The 24,059-nt window shown below is 60.8% G+C and carries 27 protein-coding genes; 12 read left to right on the forward strand and 15 right to left on the reverse strand.

Annotated features, from left to right (window positions below; all coding sequences use genetic code 11):
• Positions 1-15 precede the first annotated feature (15 nt).
• Genes KYT97_RS18370 through KYT97_RS18380 form a run of 3 tightly spaced genes read right to left on the reverse strand, consistent with a single transcriptional unit; the run spans position 16 to position 2,445 of the window.
• Positions 16-450 carry a hypothetical protein gene (locus KYT97_RS18370; RefSeq protein ID WP_116102451.1) on the reverse strand — a complete coding sequence of 145 codons (435 nt, stop codon included), beginning with the start codon at positions 448-450 and terminating at the stop codon, positions 16-18.
• 38 nt (positions 451-488) lie between these two features.
• Entirely contained in the window at positions 489-1,523 is a 1,035-nt protein-coding gene (locus tag KYT97_RS18375) for a Ppx/GppA phosphatase family protein (RefSeq protein ID WP_219110402.1), read from the reverse strand.
• Positions 1,524-1,575: 52 nt separating this feature from the next.
• Positions 1,576-2,445, reverse strand: coding sequence for a haloalkane dehalogenase (locus tag KYT97_RS18380; RefSeq protein ID WP_116102448.1), 870 nt, complete (start codon positions 2,443-2,445; stop codon positions 1,576-1,578).
• A gap of 64 nt (positions 2,446-2,509) precedes the next feature.
• On the opposite strand from KYT97_RS18380, the gene KYT97_RS18385 reads away from it, so the two are divergent.
• Together KYT97_RS18385 and KYT97_RS18390 are read left to right on the forward strand one after the other, a co-directional pair.
• Positions 2,510-2,968 (forward strand): MarR family winged helix-turn-helix transcriptional regulator, encoded by a 459-nt coding sequence (locus KYT97_RS18385; protein WP_116102447.1) that lies wholly within the window; start codon positions 2,510-2,512, stop codon positions 2,966-2,968.
• A 72-nt stretch (positions 2,969-3,040) separates the two neighbouring features.
• A complete protein-coding gene (locus KYT97_RS18390) occupies positions 3,041-3,478 on the forward strand; it encodes a hypothetical protein (protein WP_245005865.1) in 438 nt (145 codons plus the stop codon).
• A 188-nt stretch (positions 3,479-3,666) separates the two neighbouring features.
• On the opposite strand, the gene KYT97_RS18395 is transcribed toward KYT97_RS18390, so the two are convergent.
• Entirely contained in the window at positions 3,667-4,257 is a 591-nt protein-coding gene (locus tag KYT97_RS18395; protein ID WP_095887446.1) for a TetR/AcrR family transcriptional regulator, read from the reverse strand.
• A gap of 190 nt (positions 4,258-4,447) precedes the next feature.
• On the opposite strand from KYT97_RS18395, the gene KYT97_RS18400 reads away from it, so the two are divergent.
• From KYT97_RS18400 to KYT97_RS18410, 3 genes are all read left to right on the forward strand, one after another.
• Positions 4,448-5,203 carry an SDR family NAD(P)-dependent oxidoreductase gene (locus KYT97_RS18400; protein ID WP_095887447.1) on the forward strand — a complete coding sequence of 252 codons (756 nt, stop codon included), beginning with the start codon at positions 4,448-4,450 and terminating at the stop codon, positions 5,201-5,203.
• 81 nt (positions 5,204-5,284) lie between these two features.
• On the forward strand, positions 5,285-5,545 hold the full coding sequence (locus KYT97_RS18405) for a hypothetical protein (protein WP_116102444.1): 261 nt from the start codon (positions 5,285-5,287) through the stop codon (positions 5,543-5,545).
• 18 nt (positions 5,546-5,563) lie between these two features.
• The gene (locus KYT97_RS18410) at positions 5,564-6,706 is read left to right on the forward strand and encodes a 3-ketosteroid-9-alpha-monooxygenase, oxygenase component (protein WP_033233771.1); all 1,143 of its coding nucleotides are present in this window, start codon (positions 5,564-5,566) and stop codon (positions 6,704-6,706) included.
• Positions 6,707-6,759: 53 nt separating this feature from the next.
• Here KYT97_RS18410 and KYT97_RS18415 read toward each other — a convergent pair whose 3' ends face one another.
• Complete coding sequence (locus tag KYT97_RS18415; protein ID WP_033233772.1) at positions 6,760-7,491, reverse strand: IclR family transcriptional regulator; 732 nt, start codon at positions 7,489-7,491, stop codon at positions 6,760-6,762.
• Between the two features lie 210 nt (positions 7,492-7,701).
• Between KYT97_RS18415 and KYT97_RS18420 the strand changes: the two genes are divergently transcribed.
• Complete coding sequence (locus KYT97_RS18420; protein WP_092804843.1) at positions 7,702-8,607, forward strand: IclR family transcriptional regulator; 906 nt, start codon at positions 7,702-7,704, stop codon at positions 8,605-8,607.
• 27 nt (positions 8,608-8,634) lie between these two features.
• On the opposite strand, the gene KYT97_RS18425 is transcribed toward KYT97_RS18420, so the two are convergent.
• Positions 8,635-9,552, reverse strand: coding sequence for a LysR substrate-binding domain-containing protein (locus KYT97_RS18425; protein ID WP_116102442.1), 918 nt, complete (start codon positions 9,550-9,552; stop codon positions 8,635-8,637).
• A 120-nt stretch (positions 9,553-9,672) separates the two neighbouring features.
• On the opposite strand from KYT97_RS18425, the gene pcaH reads away from it, so the two are divergent.
• Together pcaH and pcaG are read left to right on the forward strand one after the other, a co-directional pair.
• Positions 9,673-10,401 carry a protocatechuate 3,4-dioxygenase subunit beta gene (gene pcaH, locus KYT97_RS18430; protein ID WP_033233775.1) on the forward strand — a complete coding sequence of 243 codons (729 nt, stop codon included), beginning with the start codon at positions 9,673-9,675 and terminating at the stop codon, positions 10,399-10,401.
• Complete coding sequence (pcaG, locus tag KYT97_RS18435; protein WP_219110403.1) at positions 10,398-11,060, forward strand: protocatechuate 3,4-dioxygenase subunit alpha; 663 nt, start codon at positions 10,398-10,400, stop codon at positions 11,058-11,060. Before pcaH ends, pcaG begins: the two co-directional genes overlap by 4 nt.
• On the opposite strand, the gene idi is transcribed toward pcaG, so the two are convergent.
• From idi to KYT97_RS18465, 6 genes are all read right to left on the reverse strand, one after another.
• Positions 11,061-11,663, reverse strand: a complete 603-nt coding sequence (gene idi / locus KYT97_RS18440) for an isopentenyl-diphosphate Delta-isomerase (protein WP_116102439.1) — start codon at positions 11,661-11,663, stop codon at positions 11,061-11,063.
• Positions 11,664-11,688: 25 nt separating this feature from the next.
• Positions 11,689-12,717, reverse strand: a complete 1,029-nt coding sequence (locus tag KYT97_RS18445) for a phytoene/squalene synthase family protein (RefSeq protein ID WP_116102751.1) — start codon at positions 12,715-12,717, stop codon at positions 11,689-11,691.
• On the reverse strand, positions 12,710-14,329 hold the full coding sequence (crtI, locus tag KYT97_RS18450; RefSeq protein WP_045065782.1) for a phytoene desaturase family protein: 1,620 nt from the start codon (positions 14,327-14,329) through the stop codon (positions 12,710-12,712). The genes KYT97_RS18445 and crtI overlap by 8 nt, the downstream gene beginning before the upstream one ends.
• Positions 14,330-14,378: 49 nt before the next feature.
• On the reverse strand, positions 14,379-15,587 hold the full coding sequence (locus KYT97_RS18455) for a glycosyltransferase family 2 protein (protein ID WP_245005866.1): 1,209 nt from the start codon (positions 15,585-15,587) through the stop codon (positions 14,379-14,381).
• A complete protein-coding gene (locus KYT97_RS18460; RefSeq protein ID WP_116102438.1) occupies positions 15,584-16,486 on the reverse strand; it encodes a carotenoid biosynthesis protein in 903 nt (300 codons plus the stop codon). Before KYT97_RS18460 ends, KYT97_RS18455 begins: the two co-directional genes overlap by 4 nt.
• 425 nt (positions 16,487-16,911) lie before the next feature.
• Entirely contained in the window at positions 16,912-17,475 is a 564-nt protein-coding gene (locus tag KYT97_RS18465; RefSeq protein ID WP_116102436.1) for a TetR/AcrR family transcriptional regulator, read from the reverse strand.
• 103 nt (positions 17,476-17,578) lie between these two features.
• Here KYT97_RS18465 and KYT97_RS18470 point away from each other — a divergent pair, with 103 nt between their 5' ends.
• From KYT97_RS18470 to KYT97_RS18480, 3 genes are all read left to right on the forward strand, one after another.
• Positions 17,579-18,265: an SDR family oxidoreductase gene (locus KYT97_RS18470; protein ID WP_033233779.1), complete on the forward strand. Its 687-nt coding sequence runs from the start codon at positions 17,579-17,581 to the stop codon at positions 18,263-18,265.
• Between the two features lie 136 nt (positions 18,266-18,401).
• Positions 18,402-20,237 carry an acyl-CoA dehydrogenase gene (locus KYT97_RS18475; protein WP_219110405.1) on the forward strand — a complete coding sequence of 612 codons (1,836 nt, stop codon included), beginning with the start codon at positions 18,402-18,404 and terminating at the stop codon, positions 20,235-20,237.
• A gap of 20 nt (positions 20,238-20,257) precedes the next feature.
• Positions 20,258-20,743: a hypothetical protein gene (locus KYT97_RS18480; protein WP_219110406.1), complete on the forward strand. Its 486-nt coding sequence runs from the start codon at positions 20,258-20,260 to the stop codon at positions 20,741-20,743.
• 127 nt (positions 20,744-20,870) lie between these two features.
• Here the strand turns inward: KYT97_RS18480 and KYT97_RS18485 are convergent, their stop codons facing one another.
• From KYT97_RS18485 to KYT97_RS18490, 3 genes are all read right to left on the reverse strand, one after another.
• Positions 20,871-21,500, reverse strand: coding sequence for a hypothetical protein (locus KYT97_RS18485; protein ID WP_033233782.1), 630 nt, complete (start codon positions 21,498-21,500; stop codon positions 20,871-20,873).
• Between the two features lie 338 nt (positions 21,501-21,838).
• Positions 21,839-22,195, reverse strand: a complete 357-nt coding sequence (locus tag KYT97_RS31285) for a three-helix bundle dimerization domain-containing protein (protein WP_371851331.1) — start codon at positions 22,193-22,195, stop codon at positions 21,839-21,841.
• Positions 22,173-22,391, reverse strand: coding sequence for a hypothetical protein (locus KYT97_RS18490; RefSeq protein ID WP_092804864.1), 219 nt, complete (start codon positions 22,389-22,391; stop codon positions 22,173-22,175). The genes KYT97_RS31285 and KYT97_RS18490 overlap by 23 nt, the downstream gene beginning before the upstream one ends.
• A 432-nt stretch (positions 22,392-22,823) precedes the next feature.
• Between KYT97_RS18490 and KYT97_RS18495 the strand changes: the two genes are divergently transcribed.
• Positions 22,824-24,029, forward strand: a complete 1,206-nt coding sequence (locus tag KYT97_RS18495; protein WP_179300782.1) for a beta-propeller fold lactonase family protein — start codon at positions 22,824-22,826, stop codon at positions 24,027-24,029.
• Positions 24,030-24,059 lie beyond the last annotated feature (30 nt).

A 24,059-nucleotide genomic window follows, 5' to 3' on the forward strand; every position in this document is an offset into this window, starting at 1 on the left:
AGGCGTCGCACCAGGTCATCCCGGGCAGGCGGGGGTGACCATGTCGTAGATCCGTTCCGCTTGATCCTGAGTGGGTTCATTGCCGTTGTGTGCAGCGAGCGTTCGGATTTCATCCGTGACCTGCTGCTCGTCCACTCCGTTCGCAATGTCGTCGCAGGACTGGAGAACGATGAGCTCGATGCTGCTGTCGTCACGATCTTGCGTCAGTTCCGAGTAGCCGGCTCGAAAGGCGAAAACAAACGATGCAAGTTTTGCTTGATCGATCATTCCCAGATCAGTCGGTGACGCCGTCGGCTCACTCTCGTCTGTTCTCTGCGCCGGAGATCTCGCGGTTTGCTGCGTAGCGTAATCATTACCGTCACTGGTGGATTGGTCGGTATCGTCACTGCCGCACGCGACGGCAGAGACAACAGCGCAGGCGATCGCGACGGATGCAATGGTCTTGTTCATGTCTTCTTCTCCTCGATTCGCGATTCGTGATCGCCTGGTCAACGAGTGCGGTCGTGTGACGATTCGGTGATCGGCAATGACGTGACTACCGCCTTGTCCACGTGCACCTCCGGAGACAGCACTTGGAGTGGAAGATCGTTCTGAGGATCGGGTACCGCGGAGAGATGCTGAAGTATGACACCTTCACGCAGGGCCCACGGGCTCACATCGATCGAATCGACATCGAGGGCGTACAACGTTTCGTCAGCCACGATAGCGCCTGCAAGAATCTGGTGAGCGCGCGATCGCGCCACACCCTGCAGTTTGGCGCGACGATCGGTCGTCATTGTCGCCATCCGTGCGACCAAACCGTGAAGATCCTTGCGCGACAATGTTCGTCGCACAAACGGTCCTTTTCGCTGCGGCGGCGCTCCGGCCAGTCGCGCCAATTGCTTGAAGGTCTTCGACGTACCGACAACCCGCTGCGGTTTCCCTTCCCAGAGAAGACGATCCGCTGTCTCACGCAGGGAGGAACGTACGTACCGACGCAGTTCTTTGACTTGCTTACTCGGCGGCGGATCCGTGTCGAAGAAGGTGCGAGTCAGCCGTCCGGCGCCGAGCGGGAGCGAGACCGCCAACTCCGGAGCGGCATCGCGCCCCAGCGTGATCTCCATTGTCGTGCCACCGATATCGATATCGAGCAATCTGCCGGCGCACCAGCCATACCAGCGGTGCACGGCAAAATACGTCAAACGTGCTTCCTGCAGGCCGGTAAGAAATTGTGGACGCAATCCACACTCCGCGGCCACACGATCCAGAACTTCCTCCCGGTTCGCCGCATCGCGGATCGCAGCGGTGACAAAGAGATAGATCTGATCAACCTCGTAATGCCGCGCAGCCTCTAGTGACTGCGTCACCGCGTCGCACACCCGCTCTATTCCGTTGCCGTCCAGACACTGGCTGGCATCGATCGACTCAGCCAAACCTGTTGCGGCTTTTAGTGCGTGCAGCGGTAGTGGCGGCGCCCCTGCAGTAGCTTCCACGATCTGAAGCTGCGCCGAATTCGAACCGACATCGAGAACACCGAGCCGCATGCGTTAGCGAGTACCCCGAACACGAGAGCCAAACATCCGAGCCCGTTTCGCGTCAGCAATCCAGGCGGTGGCGCCTGGTCCACTCCACGATAGCGGAGGCAATCGCGTCGGGCCGATCCTCGGGTGCGAGGTGGCCGGCGGGTCCACATTCCATGACATCGAGGTGGGCAATATTCGACCTGCTCCACTCGATCTCGTCGCGGCCGACCATGAGTAGTTCGGACGGGCCGTTGAACGTCATCAGGAGTTTCGGTACATCGCTACTTCCCGCGAGCCACTTTCCGTACGACGCCACCCGCGTGTGTACGTCTGCCGGGGTGCCTTCGATGGGGAATGCCCGCGGCCAGGCAAGCAATGGCCGGCGACTCTCGGATGTGGGGTACGGAGCACGATACGAGGCCGCATCGCCGTCCGAGAGTCCGCTGAGCACGGTCTTGTCGAGAGCAACCTCGAGAAAGAAGTTCTGTTCGAGCACCTTCGCCTCACCTGTTCCGGGAGTGCGCAATGCCTCGACTCGCGCCCTGGCGTCACCCGGAAAATGTTCGGCCCACGTCATCGGACGGAGGATCGTCTCGAGGAAGGCGACCCCGCGGACGCGATCGGGATGCCGCGCAGCCCAGTCGAATGCCAGTGCCCCGCCCCAGTCGTGTCCGACGAGCACAACATCGTCGAGTTCCAAGGCGTCGAACCAGGCGTCGAGGTAGCGGGCGGTGTCTACGAAGCCATAGTCGATCGCGGGTTTACCGGACTCTCCCATCCCGATGAGGTCGGGGGCGAGAGCGCGGCCGAGGGCACTAACCGACGGCAGAATATTCCGCCACAGGTACGACGACGTGGGATTACCGTGCAGCAGCACGAACGGCGGACCGTCACCCGATTCCCGATGAGCCATTTTCGAGTCGAGCACAGGCGTGATGGGCATGACGTCTCCTCAAAATAGTTTCCATGTACTCTATTTTCAAATAGTAGCCATGTACTCTATTTTCATGCAAGACCGCGAATCATGGACAACCGGAGCACTCGTCTGGCACCTGAGCCTGCGCTGGCGCGCGGGAGTCGACCGTGCGCTCACCCATCTCGGCCTCACGCACGCTCAATACTCGGTACTCGCGCCCCTTCACAGCCTTGTCCGTGCGGGCGAAAGACCGAGCCAACGCGAACTCGCCGAACAGACTGGACTGCAACCGATTTACATCTCCAAACTGGTACGCGCGCTGGAGCGCAGCGGCTTCGTCTCGAGCGAACGCGATACCCGCGATGCGCGCGCTGTTCGTCTCGATCTCACCGAAGAGGGCCACCGAACTGCGTTGCACGCCAAAGAGATCGTTCGCCAGCTGGATCACGAGAACACTCATGCCCTCGGAGGTGAGGGCGGCCGCGAAATCGCAGAACTCCATCGAGCCCTCGTCGCACTACTGGACGCGACCGATGCAGCTGACGAATAGGCCGTTCATCGATCATCGTGCGAAGTTCGAAGTTGGCTCCACCGAAGAGCAAAAACGGACATACTAAACTTCATGAACATTCGATCTGCAGTTCTCTACGCCGCAATCGGCAAGGCCAGCGGGTTTCGCAGCGCAGTCGGGATCACCACGTTCCTGGTGCTCAGATTCCGGGGCACACGCTACGAACGACTCTCGATCGGTGGATCCGTCGTTGCAATCGGTGGCGAGTTCGTCATGGATAAACTCCCGACGACACCATCTCGGCTCGCGCCTCCGTCCTTGACCGCACGAGCTGCAGCCGGGGGCGCCGCCGCCTACGCGATTGCTCGGGCCCAGAGTGAACCCGTCGCCCCTGCCATCGCAATCGGCGCCGCCTCGGCGGTGGCAGGCTCGTATGCAGGCCACGCGTACCGAGGATGGGCATCGAAGCGAGTTCCGGCACTGGCAGCAGCCCTCGTCGAGGATGCAGTCGCCCTCGGAATGGGAGCGGCCGTGCTGGGCCAAGTGTGATACTCGATTGCGTCCGCCGACTGATCGCACTGGAAGATGACAGTTCGGCACACCCTCTGGCGATACGGCGAGCGTAGCCGTATGTCACAGTGGGCCAGAATATTTCCGCCCAACGGAATCAGTCGTGGCTTTTGCGGGCGCTCTTGCCACACTGGATGGAATGACGATCCACCGCACTGCGCAGACACTCACGGTTGAACGTTCGGGGTGCGTAGACCCCCGAGGATCACCTTGACCACTTCGTGGGCGAGCCAATCCACAGACTTGTCCTCGGTCGGCGTATACCACTCGCTCGATGACCAGATGGCATATCGAAGCATGTGGTCGACGACATCGATGTCAACGTCGTCACGAAAAATGCCCCGAGCAACTCCGGCGGCAAGAGCGCTCGACCACTCCCTCTCGAATTGGCCGAACAGCTCCCCGATGTTGCCTTGCTCGAGAATTGTCGCGTGGATGTAGTCACCCTCACGACGCCAGATGGACGTTGCGTGCAGGTACTTGTGCGAACAACGCAGAGCGATCTCGGAAAGCGCCTCGATACGTTCTGTGGGCTCCACGGCAGTAACTGCATGCACCTTGTCTACAAGTTCCTGGAGATAGACCCTGACGATCTCTGCGACGATCGCATCTTTGGAAGGGAAGTAATGGTAGAGCGCACCGGAGCGCACTCCCACTGCGTCGCCGATCTCCCGAATCGTGGTGGCGGCTATCCCTTTTGCTGCGAATATCTCGCCGGCGCGATCGAGGATTTGCTGTCGTCGCTCCTGCGGTTCCATATCGTCTGTTCTCCTGATGCTGTTTCGCGCATTCGACTGTCTGATTCGACCGCTCACCGAAACGAGCGAATGACCCCTACAGTATCGACCTGCGCTCGGAGAGTGGCCGAAGGTACCGCGAATGTAACTGCCAGAGCGCAATTTACTTTGAAGTTGTGAACTCACATCCGTATCGATCAGAGAAGAGGGCATGAAAACACTCAGTGGGGATAGAGCACTTGTGACAGGCGCCGGCCAGGGCATCGGCCGTGGGGTGGCTCTAGCACTGGCGGATGCCGGCGCAGTCGTAGCAGTGGTAGGTCGCACTCGGGCCAAACTCGACGAGACGGTTCATATGATCAGCGAACGAGGTGGGTCCGCATTCGCCTTCGAGTGCGATGTGACCGACACCGATCAGATCGATCGACTGATTGTGGACGTAGCAGGTCGAATGGGTGGGCCGACCATCCTGGTCAACAACGCGCAGACAGCTGCACACGGCCTGTTACTCGACCTCGATGAGGTTGTGTACCAACAAAGCTTGGATTCGGGCCCACTGGCAACGTGGCGACTGATGCGCCTGTTCCATCCATATCTGGTTGACGGCGGACGGATCGTCAATGTGGGATCTGCAGCCGGAATTCGCTGGGATCCGTCAGGATTCGGTGGATATGCTGCCGCCAAAGAAGCAATTCGGGTTCTGACGCGTACCGCCGCGTGTGAATGGGCGTCCGACGGGATTCGCGTCAACGCGATTCTGCCGCTTGCCACATCGCCGATTCTCGACGACTGGGCTCGGATCAGTCCGGAGGAAGCTGCGGCCTACGTGAAGACTGTGCCGTTGGGAAGGCTCGGCGACCCGGAAACCGACATTGGACCCGCTGTCGTGTTCCTCTGCAGTTCAGCCTCGCACTACATCACAGGCCATGCATTGCCCGTGGACGGTGGCCAGGCCCTTGTCCGGTAACTTTTCAGTTCAACGGAATTGGCCTGTCGCCTGACGATCATTCCTTCTACGTTCAAGGAAGAACGATAGGAAGGAAGTGTCATGGCGCCTGTCGACTGCGCATCGTGCGGCCAGCGAGTCCTCGTCGAGAAGTACAGCTCGATCCATACCGGTATCCAATGGCCGGCTGCAGAGAACGTGCGATGCCCTTACCGCGACGTCCAGGTCAACGCCCTGCAACCCGGATCACTGGTGCAATCGTGCAGCGGGCTGAGCGACGCTGTCCAGGCTGCAATTGAGACCGGCAAGCTTCGCGAATCTCCTCGCCCTGAGGGCCTTTCGCACGTATCGAATCATCGCTGAATACACACTGGAGGATTCATGACCGACATCATCGCCGAACCCGAGGTCAGGGTCATCGAGGCAGGCAAGAACCCGACTCGATTTGCGCGAGGCTGGCACTGCCTCGGCCTGGCCGAGACGTTTCGTGACGGAAAGCCGCACCAAATCAAGGCTTTCGGCACCGACTTGGTGGTGTTCGCAGACTCCGAGAACGAGTTGCACATCCTTGACGCATACTGCCGACACATGGGCGGCAACCTCGCGATGGGGCAGATCAAGGGCGACTCCATCGCCTGCCCGTTCCACGATTGGCGGTGGGGCGGGAACGGGCGCTGCACTGGCATTCCTTACGCGCGGCGCGTCCCTCCGCTAGCACGCACACGATCGTGGAATGTACTCGAACGCAACGGAATGCTCTTTACCTGGCATGACCCGGAGGGCAACACGCCGCCGGAGGATGTGACGATTCCGGAGATCGAGGGATGGGGCACCGATCGGTGGAGCGAGTGGTCGTGGCGCACCTTCCACGTGGAGGGCTCGCACTGCCGTGAGATCGTCGACAACGTTGTCGACATGGCTCACTTCTTCTACGTTCATTTCCAGATGCCGGGCTACTTCAAGAATGTGTTCGAAGGCCAGGTCGCTGCACAGCACATGCGCTCGGTAGGCCGGGACGACATCAAAACCGGTGTACAGATGGACCTTCCAGATGCCGAGACCGTGTCGGAAGCTGCCTACTACGGTCCGTCTTTCATGCTCGATACGGTGTGGACGATTTCCGGGGACACCACGGTGGAGGCAAAGGTCATCAACTGCCACTACCCTGTCACCGACAATTCGTTTGTCCTGCAGTACGGCACATGTGTCGAACGCACGCCGGGCAACTCGGACGAGCAGGCCGAAGCCACCGCTCAGATGTTCACCGAGGGGCTCGAGACGCAGTTCCTCCAGGATATCGAGATCTGGAAACACAAGAGCCGCATCGAAAATCCGCTCCTCACCGAAGAGGACGGGCCCGTCTACCAACTTCGCCGCTGGTACCAGCAGTTCTATGTAGACGTCGAGAACGTCACAGACGAAATGACCGCACGCTACGAGTACGAGGTGGACACCACTCGCGCTCTGGAGAACTGGTCCACCGAGGTGCAGGAAAATCTCGCACGCGTCGACGCGGATACGTAAAATTCGCGTGAGCTCACAGTTGCCGCGCCCTGCCCCAGCAGAGCGCGGCAACATCAGTTTCCGGACAGTCGATTTCGGATCGTTGCTACCGCGAGGCGGACAGGGACCGAGACAGCCATCGGATCGAACGTACCGGTAGGGCCGGTTACCGAGATCGCGCCAATCGGACTGCGGCCCTTAATGATAGCGGCACCGACACACGATACTCCGAGCACCGTCTCGTTCCGATCGTGGGCAATTCCGCGGTTACGAATGTCGGCATACTCCCTTCGCAGTCGAACTGGGTCCACTATCGTGTTCGGCGTGGAACGCGGCGGCGTCAGCGCCGCGGTCGGATCAAGCTCTGCCATCAAGGTTTTGCCTATTGCCGTCGACGCCGCGGGAAGGCGCCCGCCGGCGCGGGTGGGCAGCCGAACAGCGAAGGAGCCACCGACTTTGTCGAGATAGAGAACGTCAGCGCCGACTGGGACTGCGAGGTGAACCACGAGACCCGTAGTCGCGTGCAGTTGATAGAGGACTGGCTGCGCCACGCTGTGAAGCCGATCATGATGCAACGCAAGCGAACCGAGTTCGAATATCTTACGACCCAACCGGTACGTGTGACCCTCACGTTGAAGCCATGTCAGACGTACGAGTTGTCCGAGCATGCGGTGGGTCGACGACGCGGGAAGCCCCGTCCGTCTCGACAAGTCCGACAAAGTCAGTCGCTCGTCCTCATCGAAAGCCTCGAGCAATATCGAGGCGCGATCGAGCACCGCTACCGGGGAATTTTCATCACAGGGCATGGGGCATCTCCGTGGGTCGGCAGCGTACGGCAGGCACGCTGCATGAATGACCCCTTCGGCTTTAAGGGCCATATGCAGGTTGTTTGATCGCTTGATCAATGTACAATCGGACTATACAGTGCAAGTGACAGGGGTCACCACCTGACGGACACGCCAGATGCCAACGGCAACTGAAGCGACACTCGGGAAACCCCGGAAAGGAAGGCGTCCATGGCCGTTGTCGACATGAACGACAAGAAGTCCTCTGCCCCACCGGCCGGCGGTCGGTCCACCACAGACTTACCACCGTCGATGGTCGAGCGGATGACACTCATTCTCGATGCCTTCGATGGACGGGCAACCCACCTCAGTCTCGAAGAAACCGCGCGACGCGCCCGGTTGCCGCGATCGACCGTCCACCGCATTCTCGAGCAGCTCGTCAAGCTCGACTGGATCGCTCACGCGCCGATTGGTTACCGCCTCGGCCGACGCGCACTCGGACTTGACGGCGGCATCGGCGACCACGGCCAGCTGCGTGCAGCCGCAGCACCGCTGCTGCACGAACTACACCTGAAAACCGGAATGGTCGTGCATCTGTCAGTTCTCGACGACTGCGAAAATGTCTACCTCGACAAGGTAGGTGGACGCTTCGCTACGACGCTACCGTCGCGCGTCGGCGGTCGCGCACTTGCACATTCGACGGCAGGCGGCAAAGCGATGTTGGCGTGCATCGCTCCCGAACAGGTGGACACCCTGTTCGGTGCGACGCTCCCGCGCTGCACCGACAGCACCATCACGGACATCGCAGTTCTGCATCAAGAGCTGAGCCGTATTCGGCAGCGTCGAGGCTTGGCCTTCGAGTGCGGCGAATCAACACCGGGTGTCGCGTGCGTCGCGTCGGCTATTCGCGGGCACGAAGGGCCGATCGGCAGCATCTCGTTGTGCAGCGATACGCAGACCGCTCAGCTCGAGCGGGTAGCGCCATTGGTGCTCGACGCAGCTCGTGAGGTGTCGCGCTCCCTGTACCCCGAACTGGTCGCTCCACGTCGTGGCCGCAAGCCTCCACCGGTTCCCACGAGCACTTTCTCCGCAGCAACGATGGATCGCCTCATGGCGTCGTCCGAGCACTGGATCTGAAGCCATCGGATTTGTGCTCGGAAGATTTCACACAGCAGCCAATCGCCTGAGAATCCCAGCCAAAGTCTCGACGCCCGCAGCAGCCTCACTCGTCCGCCGGAACAGTCCGACAGGCTCGGCTGTACCAGGGGCCGACTGCGGCAAGCGCACAAGCGTTCCGTCGTCGAGGTCGGTCTGCGGCACGCGCTCGGGTGTGAACCACACCGAGTCACTGCGGCGGGCGAGAGTACGCGCAACCGATACATCAAGTGTTTCAACACAACCGCTCGGCAACGTGAGTCCATGCCGGCGCAGAAACACTTCGGTGTGCCGGCGCGGAACCGTCCCTGTTGTCGCCACCACCAATGGAAATTCGAGTACCCGCGGCATCGGCACCGGTTCCACAAACGCCGTCAAAGGATGGTCGGGGCGAACGACAAGTGCCAGCGATTCGGTGTAGAGCAGCTCGAAGTCGATTCCCTGCAAGACATCGGGATCCGTCATTCTGCCCACCACCAAATCAAGGTCGCCCGCGCGAATCCCTTCCAGAAGTGCGTCGTTGACTCCAGTGACAACATGTACCCCCAACTCCGGATACGTTTCGTGCAGCTGTGAAATCGCCTTCGGTAGTAAAACACTCGCGACTGTGGGAAGCGCACCTACGCGGACCGGCACACTGGGTGCGCCGGGGGCGACCAACGCCCGTGCCGCCGACGTCATGGCGTCGACGGCCGCAGACGCGTGGCCGAGAAAGTACTCGCCGGCCGGAGTGAGACGGGCACCATGACGGCCCCTCTCCACGAGACGCATCCCGGCCATCTGCTCGAGTTCGTTGAGCGTCTTGGTGACCGCCGGTTGCGTCAGGTGGAGTCGCTGTGCCGCTCTACCGAGATTGCGCTCCTGCGCGACGGCGACAAAGCAGGTCAGGTGCCGAAGCTGAATTCGGCTACTCGCTACGCCGGCCATGCGCCCAGACCACCAGACATTTCCATCAGCAGAGGTTATGAAAAGGGCGAGAAATCGTCAATTTACATGACTGAGTAGCGAAAATATGGTGGGCGAACATCCCTTCGACAGGAGACCACCGTGACAATCGGCGAATTTGTAGAGCGCGACGTCAGACTGCACCCTCCCGCACTGACGCCGGGTTACAAGACGAGCATCCTGCGCTCGCCTCGTCAGGCTTTGCTATCTCCCCGCAACACGCTGTCCGAAATTACCGGGCCCGTGTTCAACGGAAAAGACCTGGGGGCGAAAGACAACGACCTGATCCTCAACTTCGCCAAAGCCGGCTTGCCGATCGGCGAAAGGCTGATCGTGCACGGCTATGTACGTGACGAATTCGGAAACCCGGTCTCCGGCGCACTCGTAGAAGTGTGGCAGGCTAACGCGGGCGGACGCTATCGACACAAGAACGACCAGTATCTCGCGCCGATCGATCCGAACTTCGGCGGTTGCGGACGGATGCTCACCGATCACAACGGCTACTACGTCTTCCGCACTATCAAGCCTGGACCGTACCCGTGGGCCAACAGCGCCAACGCCTGGCGTCCTGCACATATTCATATGTCACTCAGCGCAGACGGTTGGGCGCAGCGGCTGATCACGCAACTCTATTTCGAGGGCGACCCCTTGATCGAGCGCTGCCCGATTGCCGCAACCATTCCGTCAATCGATCAGGTACGCAGCCTCATTGCGCATGAAGATCCGTCAAACGACGTGCCTTTCGACGCTCGAACCTACCGCTTCGATGTCACCCTCCGCGGACGACGAGCCACCTTCTTCGAGAACACGATTCCAGGAGCATCACGATGAACGTCGCCCATCAGTTTGCCGCACAATCTCTTGCGACACGATTTCCCGAAACCCCGTCGCAGACGGGCGGCCCCTACGTACACATCGGACTTGCGCCACAGCAGGCGGGATTCGAGATTTTCGAGAAGAACTTCGACAACAATCTTGTCTCCGATGACACAGTCGGAGAACGGATCACGATCGAGGGACGCGTCATCGACGGCAGTGGATCCCCAGTCCGCGACGCCTTGCTCGAAATCTGGCAAGCTAACGCGGCCGGCAAGTACTCGCATCACCTCGACCAACAAGACAAAAGTATCGATCCGAGCTTTGCCGGATGGGGCCGCACCGGCGCAGATTTCGAATCCGGAGTCTTCGAGTTCCAGACGATCAAACCCGGACCGGTCGAGCACAATGGCGACCGTGTCCAAGCCCCACACATCTGCTTCGTCATCTTCGCCAGAGGCATCAACATCGGACTGCATACCCGCCTGTACTTCGACGACGAAACCGAACTCAACGCAGCAGACCCGATCCTCTCGGGGATCGAGCTCCACAACCGCCGAAGCACTCTGATAGCTAAACGACGCAGCGAAGACGGAAAGACCGTCTACACCTTCGACATACGACTACAAGACACCCCGGACGGTGGAGCAGAGACAGTATTCTTCGATATTTGACTAGTACAGTAGGCGCCGGTCCTGATTTCCCCGTGCGGCGGGCGGCAATGCCGATGCGGGCGCTGTGGGCCACTGCTCCGGATCCGGATCAAGCTGTCGAAGCTGTTGCACCTGTTCACGACACCACGGCGAGACGTCGCGACCGCCACCGAGAACAGCGTCCGAAAACTTGTGCCAGTCAACCCATTCCACGCTTTCCACTTCCGTCGGATCGGGAACCGGTTGTGGGCCGTCGTAGATCACCCGAAAGACGGGGCAGATCTCGTTTTCGACGATGCCGGTGTCCATCACTGCGCGGTATCGGAAGGAAGGGAGCGCAAGGCTGACATCATCGACACCTATCCCAAGTTCTTGGTTCAGCCGACGTCGGACGGCTTCTTCGAGCGATTCGCCCGGAGCGGGATGTCCGCAGCAACTGTTGGTCCAGACACCTGGCCACGTTGCCTTGTCCAGTGCACGCCTCGTAATCAGGAGGTTGCCGCTCCGATCGAAGACATACGCCGAGAAAGCAAGGTGCAGTGGCGTTGTAGTGGTGTGGACGCTCGCTTTCGGTTCGATCCCGATGGATCGACCTGCGTCGTCGAGCAACACGACGTATTCCATGTGAAATCCCGTTCTCTTCGTTCGATCAGGGCGCCGGCGTCAGCAGCGTGCGGAGGCTGATCCATCCGGTTTCAGCCAGTCGCGGTGCCGCGATCGACATTCGGCGCCGCTGGGAAACGTGTGCCCGCTTGTGCAGTACGCGGTATCCGCTGTCTTCCACCGCACGCAAGATGTCGCCGTACAGGACAAACGCCGTGCGCATCGCGGGGCGTACCACCGGGTCGAGCATGTCGATCCCCGGTTCGGCAGTGCGGTACACCGCACGGGTGTGTGCGATCAGATGCGCGAGAGCACGCTCGAGTCGGACGTCGCTGCGGCCGGTGACACGACAGTTTCGTAACAGGCCTTCGTCGACACCGAAAGCATTCAGCTCCTCAGTCGGCAGATAGATCCGATCACGATCGAGATCCTCTCCCATATCCCGGATGAAGTTGGTCAGCTGAAAAGCTTCACCCAGTGCGACCGCTGGTCCGGCGGCGCTGTCGCGATCTGTCGCCGTGCCCAGGATCGGAAGCATTTGCAGGCCGATGACAGCGGCGGATCCGTACATGTACTCGGACAGTTCGTCCATCGTTCGATACCGCGAGCGGAACATCTCGGTTCCTGGTATGTCCATTCGCATCGAGCGCAGGAAGGCGTAGTAGTAGTCGTGCGAAATGCTGTATCTCGCAGTGGTATCCACGAGCGCTCTGAGTACCAGGTCGGATCTACTCTCCCCCAGCGGCTGTCCGTCGAGCGCATCTCGGATGCGAGCCTCGAACAGGTCAAGCTTTGCGCTTGCCCTACGATCGGCTTCGGTGGGTGAAGTACCCGTCGAATCGACTGTGACAGAGGAAAGCGCTGGCACATAACCTGATTCGCTGTCACCGGAATCCACGTCGACGATGTCGTCGACCATCCGCGCAAACCCGTAGAGCGCGTGCACGCCGGCGCGTTTGTCAGCCGGCAGTAACCGGGTCGCGAGGAAGTATGTTTTGCCATGCTGCTCGTTCAGGTCGCGGCACAGTCGATACGCGTCGTGGAGGCTCGGGTCGATCTTGTCGAGTTCACGCATGACCGACACCGACTTCGACACCGAGAGCAGCCGACGATTGCGCGTTGTTCGATCCTGTTATCCGCTCTGCGGCAAGCCTTCCCGAAACGAGAACCGTCGGCACGCCGACACCCGGAGTGGTCCCTGAACCGGCGAGGACGACGTTGCCGAGACCAGGAACCAGATTCTTGCGGCGGAATGGCCCGGTCTGACGGAATACATGTGCCGACGAGAAGGGACTGCCGTCGAGCATTCCCTTGTCCAGCCAAGTTTGCGGGGTGTCGAGGTGGTCGACGGACATCGACGAGGTCAGGTTGCGATATCCGCGTTGTTCCAACACTCCTTGAATTTCACGCATGTACGGAACCCCCAGACGATCCCAATCGAGGGGCGCGCTGGAAAGATTCGGGCAAGGAGCCAAGATCGAGATGGGTTCACTTCTGACGCCGTCACGAACGAGATTCAGCGATGGGTCCGTCACAGCCGGTCGGGTGATCAAGAGAGAGGGATCATCCATCAACTGCCCGCGGCCACGACGCGCGGTGATCCGAGCAAAGGTCTCAGACCACTGTTCGCCGAAGTCGATGGTGTGATGAGACCTTGACGGCCACGACTGCGTCACATCCACCGGAACCGTGCCGTGAAAGACGACGGCTGACGGCGATACGACGGAATATCCGCGTCGCCGACCGGTAGACGGCGCACCTGCCTGGTCGAGCAACCGATCGACTACAGGTAAGTCCGGAGTCAACACGAGGGCATCACACGAATAACTCCGACCATCCGACGTCAAAACCTTTGTGACGCGCTTGTTCTCGATGTTTACCTCGGACACGTCGGCGTCGGTGTGAAGCACTCCCCCGTGTCGTGTGAACGCGTCGGCCATCACCTCCGCGATTTTGGCCATGCCGCCCACCGGAAAGTAGACCCCGAGTGAGGTGTCCATGTGCGCGATGGCGCCGTACACGCCCAACGCCTTGGCGGGGGCCATTCCCGCGTAGAGTGCCTGGAATGTAAAGATTCGTCGCAGTCGTTCGTCTTTCACAAAGGATCCGACCCGCGGCCCGAGTCGACCGAAACCACCCAGCCGAGCCAGAGTGGCGGTGTCGCGCACTGCCGATGGCGTCGACACCAGATCGAGTGGTGAATCGAAATTCGAGTCGATGTACCGACTGAACTCGGTGTCGAAGATCGACGCCAGCCACCGTCGAAGCTTGCGGTATCCGTCGGACTCGCCTGGACCGCATGTCCTTTCGACCTCTGCCGACATCGCAAGCGGATCCGAGTACACGTCGATGGAACTGCCGTCTGCGTAACGCGTGTGATAGCTAGGTGAAAGCTTCGTCAAAGTGAGTGCAGGAGTGACGGAATCGAAAGACTCACCCACTGCGGCCAATGCGTCGGCGATCAAATTCGGCATGGTGAGAACACTGGCACCGTTGTCGATGTCGTACAGGAAACGACCCGCGTCATCGACCACCGGATAGGTACCGACACGCCCACCGATCGCGGCCTCACGCTCGAGGACTGTGACACGCTTGCCCGCTCCGATGAGATGGAGCGCAGCGGAGAGGCCGGCGAGGCCGGCGCCGACAACAACAACCGAATCGACTTGCCCGCTCACGGATCTCATGATCGATCACCTGTCACAAGCGCTGGGTTCGAGGCCGACATCAGGATTCTCATTTCTTCATCGTGCTAGCGAGGGTGGCCACGTCGGTGGTCGGGGCGTTCAACGGCCGACTCTTCCATGACAGTTCGTTTCGGGCGAAGCGTCGACGCGAATCGAGCACAAGAGTCGCAAAAAGTGCTGCCGAAATGGGGTGGGCGCAGGCCCGCGCCAGATCTGCGAGGTTGGCTCTGCCGGCAGATTCCGACTGCGCAGAGCACAGCCGAGCCGTGACTGCGGCAAGGTAGCCGGCAGTCCCCAAGCGTCGTGTGCTTCCCGTTCCCAGAACAGCGGCAGCCGGCGGAAGGAGATATACGATGCTCACGCCTGCAAGAGCAACGGCGGTGCCCACTCGTCCACCGAACGAGGACCACAACCACCGGGTGTAGCCCTCCCGAAGTTGAGGCCAGTCGCGATACATCCGACAACTGACAAAACCCGCACCCGAGACCAGAACCGTACGTTTGCCGTGGCTGCGAAGAGCTCTAGCTATGTCCAGATCTTCGGTGGCACTGGAGGCCACCGACTCGTGTCCACCGATTTCACGGTAGGCGCCGGCATCGAACATCAGGAATTGACCACACGCCACCGAAAGTGATTGTCTCAGCGACCTGTTCGCCAAAGGTACCAAGAGGGTCGACATCCACGAAAAGGCCAGCAAGGGCTGGACAAGATGCTCGGCGACGCTGCCCGACTTCTGTTCGGGCCACGGGCACAACAATGCTGCCTCTCGGCCGCGGAGCGCAGCAACCGACGCCGCGACCGCACCGGGCGACAGCCTGACGTCGGCATCGACAAAAGCGATTACGTCCGGTTGGTCTTCGAGACCGATATCGGCAAGGGTCCGACACGCTGCGGCCTTTCCCGTCCAACCAGGGCTTGGCGGATCACACGTGGATATAACCGTGATGCGCGGATCGCCGTCGGCGGCGCGGCGGGCGGCAGCCAGTGTGCCGTCGCCGGAGCCGTCATCGAGGACTATTACCCGAAGTTCGCCCGCATATGTTTGCGCCCGCAGATCCGCGATCAGCAGGGGCACGGTGGATTCCTCGTCGCGGGCGGGAATGCACACAACGACGCGATCGTGTGGCTTACTGATGTCCGTTCGCCGCAAGCGTGGCATGAACAGCGCATTCCCGATGGACATCACCGCAGACAATCCGGCCAGCGCCGCACCCGCCGCTGTCAGGCGATGCAGGATTCGTGGACTCGCGGCGGTCATGCCGTCACCGAGTCCTCTCGGGGCTTCCAGGTCCACATCCAGGCCAGGGGTATCCCCACAACACCCATCGCACAGAAGCCGTAGATCGCCGAAGACTTCAATTCGTCCCCGTCGAGCAGCGCAGCGTGGGCAAGTGCCGAGCCGAGCCACGTCCACATGAACAACACCACGGGCGCGGCATCCGAAACCCGCGGCCCGTACTTCCTGCGGGTATCGAAGCGCTTTCCGACATACTCGATCACAACTGCCATTATCAGGGCGGTGGCAAACCAGCCCAGATAGTTCGTGAACGGAATCGACGGTATGCCGGGAAGACCCGGATTTCCGGACGTCCACGTCCACTGGCCGTCCGTCACCATCTGAGTGTCCAGATAGAGATCCCACCCGACCATCCCGGCAGCCGTAATCACGATTCGCTGTCGAGACTGCCACTTCGGTGACGCGCGGGTTCGCTCGAGTACATAACCCACAGCGCACCAAATGGGATAGAACCCGGCAGTCCACGCAAGTGGAACCACCGCCGGGACACCCAGAATGTCAGGCCCCAACCGATCAGTGGCGTAGAAGTAACTGCCGAAGGGAAAACCTGTTGCCGTGCCGATCATTTCGGCGACAAGACCCAACCCCGCGGTGGCCGCGAACAGTACCGAGGTCCACGCCGGCCCACGCGCAATCACCGCATGAACAATCGATGCAGCAGCTAATAGGGCGACTACCGCAACAGTGACACCGTCACGTGAGTCCCCGCTCACCAAGGGATAGATGATCTGGGCGATCAATGCGCACGCGACGAGCCCCCATACGAGAGCGATCCATCGACCTGCGTTTCCGGCGAATCCGTTTCCGGTGGATGTTCGCCTGGCCGTCTCGGCAGCAGGCGAAGGCGTGGGCGCATCCATCACAGTCTTTCGTCGTCGGAAGCGCGCGGTTCCTGCGGTGATTCTTCCGCCATTTCGTGTGGCGACCTGGGCTGACGGCTCGCATCCAGGAACATTTGGAGAAAGCCGACACCCGGATTGCTTGGGCGCGGATTCTCGCCTCCGTGAGTACCAGAAGAAGAAATAGACATGTCGGTCACATTCCTGTGATTGTCGGCCAGAACTTCACGAGAGCTCAACGAACGGACTGTGAGTTGACGGAAAATCGGCTTCTACCAGTGCATGCATGACACTCTGCCCTTCCTGTCAACACCGTCTCGACACAGTTGAGCACGGAGACGGTACACACCGTCTGCGTGGCATTCGTAGCCGTTTCGCACCCGGATGGGAGTTCTCGAGAAAAAGTTTTCGGGCACGCGGGTGACACGCCATCGTCTTGCCGCGAATCACCCGTCGGTTGGTTTCAGCGCAGCGCGTGCTGCGGTGAGAATCTCCTCCGAGACGGTCGATCCCTTGGTGGCTCGCGAGAGGAGAATCGCGCCGACCATGGTGCACAATCGGGCAATGCCATCCTGATCGCCATCGGCGAGTCCTTCGGCAAAAGCACCGACACCCTGGGTGTAAACCCGACGAGCCTCGGCATCTTCGGGTTCGCGCGCCATGTCGACGGCAAGTGCCGCGGCGGGGCATCCGTCTGCCGGGTTGTCGCGATGCTCGACGGAGAGATAGGTGTCGATCAGGGACTGCTGAGCAACAACGCGCTGGTCCCCATGCTGGCCGAATTCGGACTTGTAGGTCTTCGACAGTTCAGCAAATGCATAGGCGGTGGCCTCGTCGATGAGCGCTTCCTTCGAGGCAAACTGCTTGTAGAAGCCACCGTGGGTCAACCCGGCCGCTTTCATCAAGTCGGCGACGCTGAGCTGGGTGCCCTGCTCTCGGAACAGGCGGGCGGCGGTTTTCACGACACGTCGACGGTTCTCTTCCGCTTGCTGTTGCGATACGCGGCCCATCAACCACACTCTCGTTTGGATTTCATTTGACATCTATCTTAGCGCGAATTTAGATTACATTCGTAATCTAAATTCCATCAGCACCTCGCCCCTGGGAGTCATCATGGATCTGAACAATGCAGTCGCCGTCGTCACCGGCGCCAATCGTGGACTCGGCCGGCATCTGGCCGCGGGACTCGTCGAGCGGGGAGCAAAGGTATACGCAGCCGCCCGAAATCCGGAAACAGTCGATCTACCCGGTGTCATTCCCTTGCAGCTGGACGTGACCGACGAGGAGTCGATCAAGGCTGCGGCCCGCACCGCGTCGGATGCAACTCTGCTCGTGAACAACGCAGGAATCTCCACCTCCGCGCCGCTGATTAGCGGCAACATCGATGACGTGCGCCGCGAGATAGACGTGAACTTCTACGGCCCGCTCGCCGTGACCCGAGCCTTCGCTCCCGTCATCGAAAGTAACAGCGGGGGAACAGTACTCAACGTACTTTCCGTACTGTCCTGGCTTCACCCCGCCGCGCTCGGATCCTATGCCGCAGCCAAGGCGGCGGCGTGGGCAATGACGGACGCTGCTCGAGAGGAACTGGCACCGCGCGGAATCACCGTCTCGGCACTGCACGTCGCATACATGGACACTGACATGGCGGCGGATGTACCCGCCGAGCAGAAGATCGACCCAGCCGATGTCGCCGCGCAGGCCTTGGACGGTATCGAAAAAGATTTGCTCGAGATCCTCGCAGACGACACCACTCGGTACATCAAGCAAAATCTTGCGATTGCGCCGAATTCAAACTGACCACGACGCGCTATTTTGCAGCAACGGCACTTCCGGCCGCCGTCGCTTCGTCACATGTTCTACCTACGGTTGCGTACTGAATTCTTTGTGGGGCAGGCTTTCTTGTGTACTGATGACGAGCCGAGGTCGGAGAATCATGAGTCACTACAAGAGCAATGTGCGCGACATCGAGTTCAATCTGTTCGAAATACTCGGGATCGGTGAGCTACTGGACGGCGACGCCTACGGCGACCTCGATACCGACACTGTGCGCAACATCCTCACCGAGGTCGCGCGGCTCGCCGAGGGTCCCGTCGCCGCCTCTTTCGCCGACGCGGATCGGCACCCCGTCGAGTTCGACGCACACAACCACGCCGTCGTGGTCCCGGAACCTCTACGCAAGACCGTCGAGGCTGTGAACGAGGCCGGCTGGTCGCGGCTCGGTCTACCAGAAGGCATTGGTGGTGTACCCGCTCCCGCACCGTTGGTTTGGGCGATCGGCGAGATGTTGGTCGCGGCAAACGGATCGGCGAGCTTTTTCAACATGGGTCCGCTGATGGCGAGCGTGCTCTACGGCGTCGGCACCGATCAGCAAAAGCATTGGGCAAAAGAAGGTTTCGAGCGCGGTTGGGCCGCCACCATGGTGCTCACCGAACCCGACGCAGGATCCGACGTGGGTGCAGGCCGTACGAAAGCAATCGCGCAGGACGACGGCACGTGGCACATCGAGGGCGTCAAACGGTTCATCTCCGGCGGCGACGTCGGCGACACTGCCGAAAACCTCTTCCACCTGGTACTCGCCCGTCCCGAGGGAGCCGGCCCTGGAACGAAGGGGCTGAGCCTGTTCTACGTCCCGAAGCTCCACTTCGACTCGGAGACACTCGAACTGGGAGAGCGCAATGGCGTGTACGTCACCGGTGTCGAGCACAAGATGGGCCTCAAGTCGTCCCCGACCTGCGAGCTCACGTTCGGGGCCACCGACATACCCGCCGTCGGCTGGCTCGTCGGCGGCGTACACAACGGCATCGCCCAAATGTTCCAGGTGATCGAGAATGCTCGAATGATGGTGGGCACCAAGGCCGCCGGGACACTGTCTACCGGATATCTCAACGCCCTCGCCTACGCCAAGGAGCGCGTTCAAGGGGCGGACCTCACTGAACTGACAAACAAAACCGCACCTCGCGTGACCATCACCCATCACCCCGACGTGCGACGCAGCCTGGCAATGCAGAAGGCCTACGCCGAGGGGCTCAGAGCGGTTTATCTGTACACCGCGGCGCATCAGAATGCAGATGTTGCCGAATTGGTTTCGGGTGCAGACGCCGAATTGGCGGCGCGGGTCAACGATCTACTGCTACCGATCGTCAAGGGTGTCGGCTCCGAAAAAGCCTACGAACTGCTCACCGAAAGCCTGCAAACCCTGGGCGGCTCCGGGTATCTGCAGGACTACCCGATCGAGCAGTACATCCGCGACGCCAAGATCGACACCCTCTACGAGGGCACCACGGCAATCCAGGCGCAGGACTTCTTCTTTCGTAAGATCGCCCGCGACCGTGGCGTTGCGCTCGCGCATGTGACCGGCGAGATACGAAAGTTCATCGACCGCGACGCCGGAAACGGTCGCCTCAAGGCAGAGCGGGCACTGCTCGAGACTGCGCTGACCGACGTACAAGAGATGGCCGGGACGCTCACTGGCTATCTGATGGCTTCTCAAGACCAGCCGTCCGAGTTGTACAAGATAGGCCTCGGCTCGGTGCGCTTTCTGTACGCGGTAGGTGACCTGCTCATCGGATGGCGCCTGCTGGTGCAGGCCGAAGTTGCGTTGGCAGCCTTGGACCGGGACGCGCCTGCAAAGGACCGGTCGTTCTATCGGGGCAAGGTTGTCATCGCGTCGTACTTCGCGAAGAACATCCTGCCCATCCTGTCCTCGACGAAGGAAATCCTGGGGTCCCTCGACAACGAGATCATGGAGCTCGAGGAAGACGCGTTCTGACAACGTGCCACAGTGAAGGCATGTATGTGCCCGACATCGACTACGTGGGGGTCTGGACCTTTCCGATCACGGGGCCGGATGCACCAGACGGCGCCCCCACCAACGTCGTCACTGCGTGCCAAGCCGTAGGAAGAGATTTGCAGTGCCGGTACGCCCCCGATACGTACATGGAGAACTGTCAGTGGACGGTCTCGTTGCTCGACACCGGCTACTGCCACCTCGCACTCAAGCCTGGCCCGCGGCCGAAGCACAAAAGTGCAGGAACCAGTCCGCTGAGGGGCCTCGGGTTCGGCGGGCCACGCATCGAACAGTCTGTGCAGGAGCTGACGGCCCTGATCGCCGGAGAAGTCCAGGATGAGCTGGCCGGCGGATTTGTGCAGTGGCCTATTGAGAAGGACCGATTCTTGATGCCGTCATTACGAGACGGACGCGCGGTATGGGCGGTTCGCAGCACCGATCGCGTTATCGCGGCGATCGGCAAACTTTGCGCGAGGTCGGCTTTGTAGCGTTTCGTCGCCGAGTACGGCGTCGCGGCGATCAGACCGGCAGGAACAGCGACGAAGTCCCCTACCAAGGGCACGAAGGCACACACCAGGGCGACGAGGCCCACTAACGCCTCATCGACGATCGTTGTCAGGCCATCTCGGGCACGTGCAGATGAGCGATCGCCAGCTCGAACTCACCTACCTCGAGAAGCCGCGCACCGGACTCACGGAGTCCCGAAGTTCTGATGGTCTCGGACTCCTCCCTGTTGCCATTCATCGCCGCAGCGCTGTCGAAGGTCACCGACGACACGGCGCGACCGGCGGCAGGATCGACCAGCAAGCTGGCACTGCAGAACCCCTCGAGGTCTTGCATCATGGGCAGGGAGGCCATCTTGTACACGTCGACTGCGCGCTCGAGGTGGCCCGGCTCGACCTCGAGCCATGTGACCCGCACGCAAGCGCCACGGTGTGAGCGGTGGTCACGATGCAGGACGGCAATGTCCCACCGCGCGACGGTAGTGGCGCCATGGAAGACCTCAGCCATGCCGGCGCGGAGCTGCAGGACCGGTCCTTCGCTCGCACGAAGGGAATCCTCGTCCGTCCAGGAGCTGGTGGCGATGCACCGACCGGAGCTGTGGTCGACCAGCAGGGACAGTCCGGCGCAGCCGTCGATGCCGGCGAGCGCGGGCATCACGGTATCGCGCATGTGCTTGATCCCGACGTCGATGAACGACGGCTGCGCATCAATGGTTGTAGAGCGTGCATACACGATCGACACCCTTCTTCTCGGTCGGCGCCTCGACGGCACCGACGGGTCAATCCCCCTCTCTCACACTCCTCCACGGGGCCAAGGCAAAGCAATGATGAAATTCGGACCTGTGGGCGAAAGAATGTACGAGTGCTTTTCTCTTCGCGCCGGTCGGACAGCAATTAGAAGCGGCTCCGCTTCTCCTCGAACAGCTCTACTCGGTTCCTTCGGATGCCCAGTCACACACCGCCCCAACAACCCCCACCCCCGCGTGCTTCGACTTCGCGCACTTCGGGGCCGGCTCAACGAAGAACCAGATACGCCCGCAATCGGTCACTGTGTACTGGAAACGGGCATAACTGCGGCCTTCATTCATGCCATACGCGAAATCGGCCTCGAGCTGGCACAGCCGCGCAGATTCGACCGTCGGATCGTGAGGGGTGTCCCAGGCATCGGTGGCCGTCGAAATGAGCGTGCACCGATGCCACCACTTGTGCGACAACGTCGGCTGACACCGACGGATACTTCGCGGACAACCGCGTCACCGCATGAGCGATCAAACGTTCTTCCACTTCGCTCTTCATCTGTAAAAACTGCGCCCTACCTGCCCATTGTTCAACAGAAGAAAAGTCGGCGACTGTCTTCGACACCGTGTATTGGTCATCGAATTCGGCTGCAGGGTACCGAGGAACCAAAGCGATCTCAGATTTCCCCGTCCCAGGCATCGTTGCGATCGTGCGTGGTGGGGGTCGGCATGCCGTGTCCAAGCCCGCGGGCCTTCATTTCTTCGTTCACAAAATAGAACCGTGCTTTTTGGTTCGGGGTGAGGCGATCAAACCTGTTGTACAGGGATTGGTACTCGTCTACCAGATCGTCGCTCGTAATTCGGTAGACCGACAGCGGCACCTCATCTTGCATCATTGTCTGTCTCCTCAATTTCGTTGGTGCTCACGACAAGAGAGATTCGAGGGTCGCACCCGCCGAACTTCAAAATGTGGACTTGCGTTGACTCATGGATCTATTACACGCCTGTCTCCGACGAGGTCAAAGGATGACTGCTGCGTGGCCCAAACCCGGTGCTAGTCGCGACTTTGCAATCGGGCGTACCGTTTTCGGTCCGCTTCGGTCATGCCACCCTGGAGATTGGCACTCATCTCAGCACTCATCTCGACGATAGGGGTCGCGGAGTCCATGGGGCGATCATGGCCACCAGGTGCATGTGTCCTCTAATGGCCACTTGAAACTCTTACATACAAGCGAAATGTTCTATATCTTCCGATGTGGTGGTTACCTTCCTGTGGCCGCTGCGCATCCCGGTACGGAGCGCTGACGACTGGAAGGGTTTGCTTCTTTATGGATATTCTCAATCGAAAAGCATTATCTCAGAGTCGATCTCGGACCACCGCGGCATTCGGCGCTGCGGTTCTGGCGCTAGCCATGACGCTCGGCAATGCCGGCGGTATCGCCGCCGCGGACACTGTCCTCGACACCACCATCCCGGTCGCCGCACAGGCTCGCGGGGTGGCGATCTCCCCCGACGGCAGCCGCGCCTACGTAGCGCACGAAACCTATCCCGGCGCTTTGTTGGTGATCGACACCGCCACCAATGCAGTCATCGGCAACCCCATCGAGGTCGGCTCGCGGTCGGTAGGCATGGCGTTCACCCCCGACGGAACCCGCGCCTACGTCACTCACGACACCATTCCCGGCAACGTATCGGTGATCGATACCGCCACCAATGCAAAGGTCGGCGAAGTCGCTATCCCCACCTATTCCAACGGGGTGGCGTTCACCCCCGACGGAACCCGCGCCTACATAACCGCCGTCGAACCTGCCGGGGTCTGGGTGGTCGATACCGCCACCAGCACGGTCATCGGCGGTCCCATACGTATCGACGGGTGGCCCAGCGGGGTGGCAATCACCCCCGACGGCAGCCGCGCCTACGTCAGTCACGAAACCAATTCAGGCTATATATCGGTGATCGACACCGCCAGCAACACCGTCGTCGAAGAGTTCACAGTCGGCGTGCGGCTTCGCAGCGTGGCAATCACCCCCGACGGCAGCCGCGCCTACGTCACCCACGACACCAGCCCCGGCAAGGTGTCGGTGATCGACCTCGCCACCAAGGCAGTCATCGAAGAGATCCCGGTCGGCGCGTATCTTCGTGGGATTGCGATCACCCCCGACGGCGCGCATGCCTACGTCGTCGACAGCAGCCGGCAATTGGTCTCCGTAATCGCGATCGACAAGGCACCCACCCTCGACGGGACACCTCCCACGGGCGCCGTCAACACGCCATACACCCACACCTTCACCGTGACCGGACAACCCGCCCCCACGGTGACCGTCACCGACGGCACATTGCCCGACGGACTCGAACTCAGCGCGGCCGGCGTCCTGTCCGGAACCCCCACCACGGCAGGATCGTTCACTTTCTCGATGACCGCGTCCAACGGCTTCGGTACACCGGCCGTCCTCGCCGATGTGACGATCGAGGTCACCCAGACTCCGCCACCTGCGACCGGACTTCTCGGATCACTCGAGAACTTCGGGTCCTGACCTCGGCGTCCTAGCCTGTTGGATACCAAC

It is taken from the genome of Rhodococcus globerulus (assembly GCF_019334125.1).
Classification (GTDB): domain Bacteria; phylum Actinomycetota; class Actinomycetes; order Mycobacteriales; family Mycobacteriaceae; genus Rhodococcus_F; species Rhodococcus_F globerula.